Source organism: Leclercia adecarboxylata (genome assembly GCF_006171285.1).
GTDB classification, from domain to species: Bacteria; Pseudomonadota; Gammaproteobacteria; order Enterobacterales; family Enterobacteriaceae; genus Enterobacter; species Enterobacter barmai.
In genome coordinates, this window is the sequence record NZ_CP040888.1 from 196,304 (window position 1) to 209,184 (window position 12,881).

At 46.4% G+C, this 12,881-nt stretch carries 13 protein-coding genes; 6 read left to right on the forward strand and 7 right to left on the reverse strand.

Going from position 1 to position 12,881, the window contains the following annotated elements; translation table 11 throughout:
* Positions 1-2 precede the first annotated feature (2 nt).
* Complete coding sequence (locus tag FHN83_RS01010; RefSeq protein WP_000386160.1) at positions 3-3,953, forward strand: conjugal transfer protein TraG N-terminal domain-containing protein; 3,951 nt, start codon at positions 3-5, stop codon at positions 3,951-3,953.
* 122 nt (positions 3,954-4,075) lie between these two features.
* Here the strand turns inward: FHN83_RS01010 and FHN83_RS01015 are convergent, their stop codons facing one another.
* From FHN83_RS01015 to FHN83_RS01030, 4 genes are all read right to left on the reverse strand, one after another.
* Complete coding sequence (locus FHN83_RS01015; protein WP_000654195.1) at positions 4,076-4,582, reverse strand: YrhA family protein; 507 nt, start codon at positions 4,580-4,582, stop codon at positions 4,076-4,078.
* A gap of 9 nt (positions 4,583-4,591) precedes the next feature.
* Complete coding sequence (locus FHN83_RS01020) at positions 4,592-5,653, reverse strand: HNH endonuclease signature motif containing protein (RefSeq protein ID WP_000902297.1); 1,062 nt, start codon at positions 5,651-5,653, stop codon at positions 4,592-4,594.
* 123 nt (positions 5,654-5,776) lie between these two features.
* Complete coding sequence (locus FHN83_RS01025) at positions 5,777-6,334, reverse strand: HAD domain-containing protein (RefSeq protein ID WP_001371950.1); 558 nt, start codon at positions 6,332-6,334, stop codon at positions 5,777-5,779.
* Between the two features lie 82 nt (positions 6,335-6,416).
* Positions 6,417-6,956, reverse strand: coding sequence for a lytic transglycosylase domain-containing protein (locus tag FHN83_RS01030; RefSeq protein ID WP_000494968.1), 540 nt, complete (start codon positions 6,954-6,956; stop codon positions 6,417-6,419).
* Positions 6,957-7,103: 147 nt separating this feature from the next.
* On the opposite strand from FHN83_RS01030, the gene FHN83_RS01035 reads away from it, so the two are divergent.
* The 3 genes from FHN83_RS01035 to FHN83_RS28455 all read left to right on the forward strand — a co-directional run bounded on the left by FHN83_RS01035 (position 7,104) and on the right by FHN83_RS28455 (position 8,726).
* The gene (locus FHN83_RS01035) at positions 7,104-7,853 is read left to right on the forward strand and encodes a thioredoxin fold domain-containing protein (RefSeq protein WP_139563069.1); all 750 of its coding nucleotides are present in this window, start codon (positions 7,104-7,106) and stop codon (positions 7,851-7,853) included.
* A gap of 24 nt (positions 7,854-7,877) precedes the next feature.
* A complete protein-coding gene (locus FHN83_RS01040) occupies positions 7,878-8,270 on the forward strand; it encodes a hypothetical protein (protein WP_000843243.1) in 393 nt (130 codons plus the stop codon).
* Between the two features lie 195 nt (positions 8,271-8,465).
* Positions 8,466-8,726 carry a hypothetical protein gene (locus FHN83_RS28455; RefSeq protein WP_001439466.1) on the forward strand — a complete coding sequence of 87 codons (261 nt, stop codon included), beginning with the start codon at positions 8,466-8,468 and terminating at the stop codon, positions 8,724-8,726.
* A 59-nt stretch (positions 8,727-8,785) separates the two neighbouring features.
* Here FHN83_RS28455 and FHN83_RS01050 read toward each other — a convergent pair whose 3' ends face one another.
* Positions 8,786-9,241: a hypothetical protein gene (locus FHN83_RS01050; RefSeq protein ID WP_223230168.1), complete on the reverse strand. Its 456-nt coding sequence runs from the start codon at positions 9,239-9,241 to the stop codon at positions 8,786-8,788.
* 262 nt (positions 9,242-9,503) lie between these two features.
* Here FHN83_RS01050 and FHN83_RS01055 point away from each other — a divergent pair, with 262 nt between their 5' ends.
* On the forward strand, positions 9,504-10,313 hold the full coding sequence (locus FHN83_RS01055) for a DsbA family protein (protein WP_000031378.1): 810 nt from the start codon (positions 9,504-9,506) through the stop codon (positions 10,311-10,313).
* Positions 10,314-10,358: 45 nt separating this feature from the next.
* Here the strand turns inward: FHN83_RS01055 and umuC are convergent, their stop codons facing one another.
* Positions 10,359-11,612 carry a translesion error-prone DNA polymerase V subunit UmuC gene (umuC, locus tag FHN83_RS01060; protein WP_001371894.1) on the reverse strand — a complete coding sequence of 418 codons (1,254 nt, stop codon included), beginning with the start codon at positions 11,610-11,612 and terminating at the stop codon, positions 10,359-10,361.
* A complete protein-coding gene (gene umuD, locus FHN83_RS01065) occupies positions 11,602-12,036 on the reverse strand; it encodes a translesion error-prone DNA polymerase V autoproteolytic subunit (protein ID WP_000111290.1) in 435 nt (144 codons plus the stop codon). Before umuD ends, umuC begins: the two co-directional genes overlap by 11 nt.
* 193 nt (positions 12,037-12,229) lie before the next feature.
* Between umuD and FHN83_RS01070 the strand changes: the two genes are divergently transcribed.
* Positions 12,230-12,838: a hypothetical protein gene (locus FHN83_RS01070; RefSeq protein ID WP_000926374.1), complete on the forward strand. Its 609-nt coding sequence runs from the start codon at positions 12,230-12,232 to the stop codon at positions 12,836-12,838.
* Positions 12,839-12,881 lie beyond the last annotated feature (43 nt).

Below are 12,881 nucleotides of genomic sequence, written 5' to 3' on the forward strand. Positions count from 1 at the left end.
ACATGGATTACAACATATATACCCTGGGTGATATTGATTTTGTCTGGTCGGCTTTTACCGGTATTGCCCTGATCTTTTCTCAATATACTGGTGTAAAAGAGTTCCTGACCACGGCCGCCGTTGTAGCAGGTGTGAGCCTATTCTATAAAACGTGGCTATGGCTTCAGGCTCCGACCAAAAATGAATTACCGTTTTTCTCCTGGTTTTTGGGGTTGATCCTTTTCATGATGGCAATGGTTCGAGTGGATGTAACTATTGAATCTGTAAAGTCGGGAGAGGTCAGAAACGTCGACGGAATTCCAATTTTTATTGCTGCGATGGCAACCGTCACCACTAACTTAAGCCAGGGTTTGCTGAAGGATTATAAAACAGCGTTTGATCCGCTTTCTCCGGTGGACCTGTCTGCAACAACTCTGGACGATGACATCACCCTCGGTCCGATGATCCGATTCGTGAAGTTTTTGCAATGGGGCGGCGATAGCCAGGGCTACTGTTCCGCATTTCCTGAACCGGCCAGCGGGCTAGGGCCAATGAACGTATGTGCTACCGTTCAGTCTCTTGCATACAACTGCCTGAAGGCTACCCAAAACTCAAGCGCAAATATTGCCGGTAAAGAAACTATTTTTAACGATATTTTCTCAGCTAATCTGGCAGATAGCATGGACCGGATTAATCAGGCGATGAAAGGCGCACTGAAGAATGCCTCTGCCAGTATTGTTGGCGCTAACGGTTCAAAATCTGGTACGTGTGATGAGGTCTGGTCAACTGTGAAACAGGTTACCAGTACAGCTGAAGCTCGCCAGACTATTTCCCTTATAGGACAGACAAACGGCATCCTTACTCCAGACGAAGCAAATGGTGCACCTACCGGCGCAAGCTTTACTGATGTTATGGCGTCAGCAAATGGTATGTACGGTAAGGCTATTGGTTCGTATGACGCCACCCTGAACCTGTTCATTATGAATGAGCTCAGAAATGGCGCAAGCAAATATAAGACCCCACTCGGTCTGGCTTCCGATATGCAGTTGTTTGAGGCTTCTCTGAAGCGAACCAACACAATGGCTTCACAGGGCCAGTTGTGGTTACAACTGTCGGGAGCAGCAATCGCATTCCTTGAAATGTTTGCTTATATGGTTGCTCCATTTGCTTTGCTTATGCTGCTGGCGTTAGGTGGTAATGGTGTTGCCGCTGCGGCGAAATATTTGCAACTTATCCTCTTCGTGAATATGTGGCCGCTTACGGCAGTAATGGTCAACGCGTATGTGAAGAAAGTCGCGACGGCCGACTTGGATACCTGGAGCACCCTCAACAGCCAGAATAATGCCGTCACGTGGATGGGACTCCCAGGGCTTGCGGAAACATACAGTTCATACCTGTCTGTTGCTTCCGCCCTCTATGCTCTGATTCCGGTACTCACATTATTCCTGATGACACAGTCGATTCACCCGATGATGAATGCGGTTAAGGGAGTGACCCCCGATGCGCCGGTGGATACTGGTCATGTAACGCCCAAAGTATGGGATGGCCCTAACAGCGGTAAATCTTCATTTGGTGACGTGACACGAACCGCCTTAACCAGTACCGGTCAGGGATACAGCGATGGCGGCGCAGTTGATTCAAGTAATTTCCGTCTTGGAATGTGGAATGCTGGTTCAAGTATCGCTAACAGCCAGGGACAAGGATCAGCTGTAACCTCATCAGTTATGAGTGCGGCAAGTAATTCATTCCAGGCTGGTTACAGTCAGATGAGCGAAATTGGAAGGTCAGGACAGTCGAGCCAGCAGTTCTCAACCAACCTGCAAACAATGAAGCAGATCTCGGATAAGATTGGTGCCTCTGTAGCAGAAGGTATTGCAACGAAACATGGGGTGAGTGCGTCTCAGATGGCCAGCATTGCTTCAAATGTTATTCTCAACGCTGGGCTTAATGGAGGTGTTGGAACTGGCAATGGAGCCGGGCTGAAAGCGGCTGTAGCAGGGCAATTGAGTAGCGGTGCATCTAAGACCAATACAGGCAGTGACTCGCTTTCAAATGACCTTTCAAAAGCAATCACGAATCAGCTTAGCCAGGATTCTGCGTTAACTGACCAGTTCAGTAAAGCGGCGTCTCAGGTAAGCAGCGATCAGATATCCAATACTAATGCGTTTAAAGAAGCATCGTCGAAAATGAACCAGGCGACACAGACGATGGCGCAAAATATTTCTACATCGGTTTCGACTAACGCAAGCTCCAATAGTGGAATGAGCCTTGATTCTAAACAAAGCATTAACCTGGACAGGTTCTCCGATTCTATTCGCAACAAAAACTTCAGTGATGATGATGTAAGGAATTTTGCTCGTAAGAATGGGCTGGATGAGAATGCGTTTATGGAGAAATTCAACTCCTATAACGATACCTTCAAGGCCAGTAATCAGCTTGGATCGCAGCTTCAACGTACTGACGCGCTTGTGGCTGCAACCCGAGATTTCAGTGAGCAAAAAATTGCGATTGATACCGCCCGGGGAGAGACGGCCGAAAGTAATAAACAGGATCTCCGTGAAACCTCCAGCCTGCTTAAAAGTCTGGTTTCCGACTTCGGTGGTAATGCACAGCAGCTGCTACCTATCACCAATCAGCTCGACAGAATTTCAGGTGACGGGTCAGGAATTAATACTATCACTCAGGCACAGGATAGAACTCCTGACAGCGTAAATACGTCTGGCGTGATGAGTGCGTCACGCGTAGGGGAACTGGGTGGAAGTGTAGATTCGCAGGCTAAACTCGGTCTTTCCTCCAACGCTCAGGACGCGACACAGCATGTCCCTGGAAAAAGTGAAGCTGGCTTTACTCCGTATAACCTTGATAACGCGGGCAAAGGCGATATTCAGGGAATACATAACAACAACGTGGGCCGCACTTATTCTGATGAAGAAAGGAATGTGCTTAATTCTCTCGAAAAGAATGGACCTGTACTGAATAATCAGGGTGTAGAGAAAGTCGTCAATTCGGGTCAGGATGTCAGAAATGCAGAAGGCACATTTAACGATCTGGAAAAGGTTGGAGGTCGGGTGGTTGGTGATGGAATGGATCAACGAGCCACTGCTTTGAACAGTATGTATCAGAGCGGGCAAGTTCGTGGCTTATCTAATAACACTGATAACTACTTTAGTCGTGTTGCCAACAACCCGAACTTAAGCCGGGACGATAAGCGAGCTGAATTGGCACAGCAAGCTGTCTTTACCTATGGTGCCAGCACCATGGCTACCGGTGCCGAAAGAGAGCAGCTCAAAGCGGATACCCAGAAGATCCTTAATGAACTGGGTAACTATAACGTTAACTGGAGTATGAATGACGTTAAGAGCATCCATAGCAGTTTCAACACTCATAACAGAGCTGATGGTTCACTTGAGTCAGTCGTACGGGCAAACCTGGGAGAAGGTGGGTCGGGCGGTGGTCTCGTTGGTAACCGCACTCAGACCGTCACAGATCGCTTGGTTGGGGAAAAGATAGAGGCCAACACTGAGCGGGGCGCGATTTCTGGTGCGCTACTCGGGGGCCAGCAATTTGTTTCGGATACGCTAACCAGCGTTGGGGCGAAACCGGTAAATGAGATGCTTACGGGAGCGGGCATCCTTCAAACCCAGACATCGATAGCAAATGATGCCTCTAACCCTGCAAATATGCCTGATTCTCTCCAGGGTAAAGTCCTTAATCACATGCAGATGTCTGATGGCGTCGCAGCTGTAAGTGACCGGTATCAGAGTATTAGCAGCGACGGCGTTTCGACTTATGCGAATGCAGCGCAGAACTCTGAAAGGGCTATCCGGCAGCAATTGACGGATGACCCACGCTTTGGGCCTCAGAAAGCAGATGAATTCATTCAGTACATGAAGTCAGAGCTGAGCAACACAAATGAGCCTTACCAGTCACGTGTCGATAAAGCGGATCAGTGGCTTAATGAAAATAAAAAATAAGGGAGGTTGAATATAACCTCCTGAAATGACTATCAATAGATTGTAAATTACTGCTAAACAATTAAGGCCGCAAAGTATGTGTTTGCGGCCTTTTTTTCAGAAGTACCGCTCTTGCGGAACATTCAACTGACGGTTTGAATCAGTGAAGACAAAAATCTATCAAACTCTGTATGAGATTCAATAACATAATCAGTAGATGCTTTGTCTCTTATCTGAAAGCAGTCGTCTGCAAAACTATAAGCGAAAAGTGACATGCCATCTTCTCCGATTAACACCTTATCAGTGAGATTTGGGTCAACGTAGATTTCATTGTCTCGTGCTTCAAAGTTGCGTATGTAAATATTTGACCACAATAGATTTTCGTTCTCTGCCTGAACAAGGTTATAAAACGTAAGTCCGTTGTACTCAAAACCATCCATAGCATTAAACACTTGGGCATAATCAAGCCTGGTTTTAATGAGTTTCTGTATATCTATATAGGCGCTCTTTTTGTGATCTGCCCACTCCACTGGAGGCGGATTGCAGATTAAGTCTTTCAAGACTTCCGGGGCTACCGGGCTGGCTAAAGGGTAGTGATCTGCAACCATCAACCTCTTTAAGCTGCTGAGTAGTTGAGTTAAATCTTTCATGAGCGCCTCTTACTTTCCTACCGGGTAGATAACACCGTTCGGCGATGGCCATAGAACTTTGGTGCTTGAATTATACGGTAGATCCTTCGTAATGATGGATTGTGCTTTCGACAGTGCTGAATGGTATGGTGAATTCTGAATAAGTACCAGGTTGTCTATAGCGTTTGTGCCACCATCATCAAGAGGGATCTTGTGGTGAACCTGCCACCCAGAGGGGACCTTGCCTGTTGCAAGTTTCATCAAATCGTTAGGTTCAAACGTAGCCAGGGCATCTGGGTGGTCTGAAAGTGATTTAAGGAAGTTAGGGCGTACAGTATTGTTGAATTGTCCACGGAGAGCTAAATATTCAGCTCTGTCTCGGCGCATGTAGTTCAATTCGCTAACATTCATATCATCGAGCAAAACGTGTGCTTTTTTGTACTTGCCGAGATAACTTGTCAATTCATCCGCAGACCTTGGATTTCGGATAACCAGAAGTGAAGCCGCTGCAACCAGCATACCTGAAGTTGTTTCGTTCAATACCTGGTCATAGCCTTCAACAGCTTCGCCGCCAAGTTGTTCAGCCGTATGTCGAAATCCCTCCACATTTCCATTATAAAGCCCGCCAGCTGCGAGAAGACGACCAGCCGCTTTGGAATTAATGGTTTTTGTTGATTGGGCGTGCTGTGCTGGTGTCGTTGATCGAACGTAATACCCCGGGCGTTTCAACTGACGAGAGATGATATCGCGCAGACGGGTAAAGAGGGACAGGGGCAGGTCATTGCGTAGGTTGCCATTTGATATAACCCCCGGCCCGGCATTGCCGGTTATGTCTTTTCTAAGCAGAACGATCTTACCGTATCTGATGTCGTCAAGCGTATCGCGGTAAGCGAGCCAGGGGCGTTGATGGTGGAACTGGTGATACCGGCTGACAAACTGTGTATATCCCTGCGGTAAATTCCATTCCTGAATAATCCGGTTTGGCAGGGCGGTATCTTCGAGGTCATGTACCGCCGTGGCCGGATGTATGATGTGGGGAATATCCTCAAGGTATATGTCATCCAGTGACTTAGCCTGACAGTGATGCAGCATAATGTCCCTTTCTTGTCGAATTCATATGAGACATTATTGCGTATGGTATAAAACAATCAATCCTAAAGTGGATGGGCGTACGAGATCAGCAGTGACAGGGTAAAAGGAAAGTTACTTTGTTCATCAGCGTCCCATGAGCTGATGGTACCTTGCGTTAAGAGCTGCAAGGTCAGATTCGGTGAGGCCCGTGTAATAATCGGTTTTGTGCAAATGCGGATAACCGGCCGGAAATAATGATTCGTCGTCATCAAGGCAGATAAATGCTTTAACTCGATGTGAAAAGACAAAGTCCTCACACTCGGCAGCCCGCACACCAGTCTGTCCGTGTTTTAAATATACCGAACCGGTTGCACCTATGATTTTGTCTCTATAAGGCACCCGGAACAGAGATTTCAGATAACTTGTATTAGCGCACTCACGCCATGAGCTGGAGATAACAATCACCATGGCAGGGCAGTTATCCAGCAATTTCTCTAACAGTGGCATTCGCTCAAAGGTTTCATTTTTACACCTGTGGCAAACCCCATCGAAATCTAAGAAAAGCACGACATGCGAATCAGGGAGAGGGGCCCATAAACCAGCTGTTGTTTCTTCATGAACACATACTTCTTCATGATGAGGGTTTTTCTGGATCAAGAAAGAAGAGAGAATCTTAAATAAATTTCTTGCAGAAGAAGACAATATATTACTCCTGAGTCAGTGTGAAATATTTGTGGTGGTTTACCCAAGCCACTCGATGATCTTCTGTAATATCGGGTTGTATTTATTTAACAACAGGAGTCGGGTTTTGCTCCGGGACATTTTTAGCTATATGGCCATTGTATCGAGGAGGTTGCTGGGTCCATTGATAAAGCTCACCCATCCCGTTACGCTGCTGGATCCGGCGATTGTACTTTACCATGAAGTTAAATATGTACTTTGCACGTACCTTTGGGGTTTTGCTGTTGTAATCTGCAATCCCTTCAAACACATTGCCCTTGCGATCAACAATTTTTCTATAGAGCCACCATGTTCCAACCCAGAAACTTGCGCAAGCATCGTAAGCCAGAACCCGCCACGTTACCGTCGGGAAATGCTTTTTTATTTCAGGTAGATTGGATGAGTTGATCTGCATTGGGCCAATATCATAAGTGCCGTTAGTATTCCTGCTGAAAGTACCAACCTTACCGCCTTCATTGTCAAACAACGTAAAAACCAGTTCAGCATCAATTCCGAAGTAGCGGGCGGCATCCGTAATGCACTGAGTGTAAATCTCATCAGGAACGGGAATAGGTTTCACATCATCTGCTGGTGGTGTAAACACAACGATTTCTCCACTGAATCTACGTTTTATCTATTCTCCCATATATCTATCGACTTTCTTTCGGCTTTACCCGTTGATTTAAGCGTTTAAGCAAAATTCTGGAATTTTGGGGCGTGATAATATTAGTGCTCGATTTAAGGAGCGGAAATGAAAAAAATTATTAAGGCATCGGTATTACTTCTTTCATTAAGTACCGCCTTCACGATGAATGCCGAGCCGGTTAATACAATGGTACTGCCAGATGCAGCCCGGGATAAGCTCAAAGCCATTGGGCTTTCAATCGAGCACGTCGAACCCTCGCCAGTAAAAGATATTTTTACGGTGATTTCCAGGGAGGGGGTAAGTTACGTGAGCAAAGACGGAGATTACATTTTTACCGGAAGCTTATTCCACGTGAAAGGTAAAGATGTGATAAACACCACTGAGCAGGCCATTTTAATGGGCGTCCGGGAATTCGCATCCAAAACAAAATCCATCGACTACAAATCACCAAACGAAAAATACCGGCTTGCTATCTTTACCGATATAACCTGTGGATACTGCCAAAAACTGCATCATGATCTGAAGTCTTATCTTGATGCCGGTATTTCGATTAAGTTTCTTGCATTCCCACGTGCAGGACTGAACTCGGTAGTAGCCGGGAACATGGCCAAAATCTGGTGTTCAGCAAAGCCAAACGAAGCTCTGGATGCAGCGATGAATCCGGTTTCAACTATCCCGGAAGGACGTCCTGATGAGGCTTGCTTAAACATTATCAAATCGCATTTCCAGGTGGCCTCAACAATCCCGCTGCAAGGTACTCCTACCATGGTGACACTAAGCGGCAAACCGCAGTTATTTACGGGGTGGCTGAGCCCGGAAAACCTGGTGACCCAAATGGGCGCTGCGCAAAAGTAACTTTTCCGACTGTAAGAGGTGTGTATGAAATCTACTTTACTGAGTACGTTAATGCTGGTTGCTGTAGGTGTACAGCCCGTTTTCGCTGCACAATGTCAGTACGGAGCCTGTGGAACGGAAAACGATCCCGGAATCGGATTTCTGATGTCATCGGTACAAATGGATAAAGGTGAACATCTAAAGGAACTCTCTGGTGTTGCGACCACAGGTGACACCATCTCTAAAAAGATGGAAAGCTACCTGGGAAATAAAAAGCTCAAGGTAAACACCGACAGTACCCGCAAGGGGCCGGGTAATACCACCATCAGGCCTACAGATGAGCTCGCCCCAACGAGGCAACTAAAAGTTATCCGGCCCGAACTGGTAAAAAATCCCGATTCGCAGCTCGTGGTAGCTTTCAATGAGCGCCTGGCCTGATTTATTGACTGAGAGCGTCCAGAAGGAAAAAAGATGTCGATACTCAGTAGCTTCGTCATCAGAGCAACGGGGATACCTGACAAAAAGTATCTCCGGGATCCCGTAATAAAACGTTGTTATAAACGTCTGAGTCGTAGGGTGCCTGCTCTAATGACGGGGTGGCTTCTGTGCATTCTGGGTTCAGGGTATGTCAGTATGGCACTGGAACAGCCTGATAGCACTGTATTACTCAGTCTGCTGCTGTTGTATGTTATGTCAGGCATTTTACTGATGCAGTTCCAGTATATGTATTCAGAGCGAAGCATAGGCTACAAGTTCTACCTGGAAGTGCTTATGAATGCAGCTGCCAGTACTCAACATAAAGAACAGTTACAGTATCTGTTCATTAATAAGCCCAATTCCATCACGATGGGCGATCTTTACCGACTTTATGATTTTAATGGGGGAGGGCGATAGCCACGTTAATGTGCGTGTCCAAAAGTCACTTTTGAACATTCTCTTCCCGCCGTCTGCTTTCAGTTCCAGGGGATCACTGCAACATAATTTCCGGAACGCAGCGGCGCATCAAATTTATCAGTAAAGGCGTCGATCATTGCTGAATAAGCAATGCTGTCTGACGGCACAGGTGCATTGCTTTGCATACTCACTTTCAGAACCTGCTTTGCTCCTTTCGCTGACGGGTATACCTCGACATCCAGCTGTCGCATATAGTGCATCTGCGACATCGTCTCAGTGCCTATTACCCCATCGACTGGCTTGTAGTCATAGTCAGTATGCAATTCGCCATGCTTGTCAGTTCTCGTTGTCTTTTTATCTACAACGTAGCCTGTCACCCCAGTAAGAAGCTGCTCGCTATACTGCATGTTCTCCTGTGAGCTGCTGATTCGGAACCTGAGCACATAATCTGGCTGGTGAGTGGAAATAATGACTCCTTTTTTTGCTAATCCATCAGCAAAACGGCCTGAAAACATTCTGGACTGAATACTTTCGTCCGGAGGGACTATCTGAAACCTTTTATTTGTAACAGGACGAGGCATTAGATCGTACGCATCTACCTGGTTTGCGAAATGATATCCGCATCCACTCAAAAGCATTGCGGTTGTGAGTATAAAGCCCTGCCTAATCATCCTTTAATCTCCAAAAAGCATTGTTTCACGAATAATTCCGATTTACCGGGCCAGTATAATCCATCGCAGGTTAATAACTAACAGGCTGAAAAGCATAAAGGTAGCTATGTCTAAAGAATTTTATTTAAAACCGATGGCCACGATTTTAATTTCTGCGGTTATTGCTACCGCTGCCTCGGCGTTAATCACGGCAACTTATTTTAAACCGAAGGTGCTCAGTGAGGAAGAAATTGGCAAAATTGCCGCTACTTACCTGGTAAAAAATCCCCATTATTTAGTGGAAGCAGGTAAGGCGCTGGAAAATCAGAACGTGAGTGCCTCAGTGGAACGAATAATTCCATATGCGCCAGCTCTGCTGGATACCAAGGAGACGCCAAACATCGGCCCTGATGACGCCGACGTCGCGGTAATCGAGTTCTTCGACTATCAGTGTATTTACTGCATGCGGGTTACACCTGTTGTTGAATCGGTAATGAATCAGAGCAAAGATGTAAAATTCTTCTTTAAAGAATTCCCGATTTTTGCCGGTTCAAAACCTGTATCTGCCATGGGGGCCGCTACGGGTCTGCACGTCTATCAGAATTTCGGTGCTGAAGCCTATCGTAAGTACCACAACAACCTGATGGCTGTGGCTCATACCTTCATGACCTCTCAACGCAAATTCGAACTCACTGACTTTAATACTGTGGTGGAAAAGTCAGGGTTTAACAGCACGTTTTCTGACAGGGAAAAAAACCGGTATGAAAACGTGATCTCCGGCAATATGCAGCTGGGCGAAGCGCTCGGGATCACCGGCACACCCGGTTTCATCATTATGAATATGAAAAAGCCGAATGCGGCGACTACCACATTTATCCCCGGGGCTATGGACGCAGCAACTTTGCAGGGCGCAATCGAAAAAGCTCGCGGGGCCTAAAGTTACTTTCACATTTGATGAGTACGGCCATGCCGGTCATGGCCGCTACGCTTTTACAACGAGTAATTCATCCCAGCGGGTCGTATATCTCGGTGATAGCATGGCCTGCTTCATACGAAAATCCTGTTGAATGCCTTCCCCCAGTAAAAACAGAGCTCCGCGCTTTTCTTTATTGAACCGGTCCATAACTTTCATCAGTGCCTGACTGCCAGGCCTGGCCGGGCGAGTATCAAACAGGCTGAGTTGCTCTGTGCCGTCAGTCATAGCGGAGAGCATTACCCCTGCTTTCGCATACGCTATCCCGGGTCTGTAAATGCGGTTCAGGATGGTCATGGCTGCATCAACCAGATCGCGGGTGTCCTGTGTAGCGGTAAGCGGCTCGATACCACAATTGCTGTAGCGGTTTTCACCTTGCGCATAATTGCTACTCTGAATGAAGACTGTGATTTGACGGGTCCACGAGCCATCCTTGCGCAGCTGCTCTGCCGCCCGGGCGGTAAAAAATGAAACTGCCTCATGTAGCTTGCCTATCTCATTAAGGCGCTGACCAAAACTTCTGGAAACGATAATCTGTTGCCTGACAGGAGGAGACTCGTGCAGCCGGAAACATGGTTCGCCATGCAGTTCCCGCCAGGTACGCTCGATTTCAACGCCAAAGCTTTTACGTAAAAAGCGAACGTCGCTATTATAAAAATCACCGGCAGTGATGATCCCGAAAGCCGACAGGCGTTCACTAATCTTTCGACCAATACCCCATATTTCTCTGGTACTGATCAGGCTCAGGAGCTTCCTGATCCTGGCCTGATCAGTCAAAACTACAACCCCGCCTGTAGCTGCCCATCGTTTGCTCGCATAGGTGCATAATTTAGCGAGGGTTTTGGTGCTTGAACAACCCACACCACAGGTAAGGGACAGATTATGAAGAAGTGTACTTCTGATCAACCGGCCGTAATCTTCATAATCTATTATCTTGTTCATGTTTTTCAATAACATGAAATTTTCATCTATGCTATATCGACTCGATTGAGGCGCGAAGCTTTCCAGCGTTTCATGGAAGCGATTTGAGTAGTCTTCATACAAAGTAAAGTTAGAGCTCCGGACTTCGATCCGGTGTTGCTGAATCAAATCCCTGCACTTAAAAATTGGGGTCCCACGCTTAATACCAACGCTTTTAGCCAGTTTATTCATTGCAATGACGGACGAATCGTTATTGCTGGCTATGATGAGCGGCTTTTTTGACAGCTTGGGATCCATCGCACACTCAAATGCCGCATAGGCTCCGTTAATATCAACGTGCATGTACATGGCTGAACTGATTCAGTGCAAAGGTGACGACGCCCCATATCTCAAGGGATTCAGGATTTACACGTATCGGCTTATAGGCTGGATTAGAAGGCATCAAAAGCAGCTCAGGATACGTGTGTAAGATCTTTACCGTAAACTCTCCATCCACCAGCGCAACGACGATAGAGCCGTGTCGTGCTGTTAAAGACCGATCCACAACCAGTATTGCTCCATCATTGATACCGGCATTGATCATACTGAGGCCCGCCGCCCTGACAAAGAAGGTTGAGGGGCGGTTGCGGACTACATATTCATGCAAATTTAATTCATTATCTTCATGCCCGGCGCACGGACTCATCACTCCACAGCTTAGTAAATCACTGAAAAAAGGTGCCATTTCGTAAGGCTTGTTGCTAATGTGCTCAAGGATAACAGACATAGCTACACTCGAATTCCTGTACTGTATGTATAAACAGTATTGCGAGTTGAAGAGAAAAGATCAAATCTCTCCGGTAACGCTATCAAGCCTGACGAAAAATTAAGCTTTATCATAAACATCAAAAACCATCTTTTACCGATAATGGCGAGCTGGCCTACGAAGAAGGTATACAAGCTAGGATGAAAGGATTCTGATGCTCCTCCCACCAAATTTTTTATCTCCTGAAGACCAGGCTGAGTACGATGCTTATATGGCAAGGTTCAGCGAGGTAAATCACTATTATGAGCATTGCACTGTCCCCGTGATTGACTGGTTTTTTAAACAAGCAACCGAGGCGCTGCATCATGGTCTATGGTTACCGGCCTGTACGAGCTTTCTGAATGGGATCGAAACATCACTCAGGGTTACGCTGAAGTTGAAATCAACTGTTAACGTTCAGCAGTCAGTTCCTGTACTGGTGGACTTAGATGGTACGTCAGTAATGAGTAACGCTTTAATGCGAAAGGCTAAGCAGGAAGGGATGCCGATAGAATTACTGTCATTTCCAGCCGAGAAGAATATGTTGGCAAAGATAGACGCTGGTAAAAAACCTGAAGCAGATATCGTCAGGCTTAGAAATAGTCTATGCCATGGCAACATTCTGGAGTTCATTATGAGTGTTAAAGTCGGTTCTCCAGATCCCATACGAATTTTTACTCCTGGTAACTGCTGTGGTTTAGCGCTTTTACTTTCGGCCTTATCGAAGAAATGGACGGTAGGCTTGCATCAATACTGGATCGACAACAATCTGACGTCCTGCTGAAACCTCATAAATCATGCCTACTAAAGTCACGTGCAAAAAAACG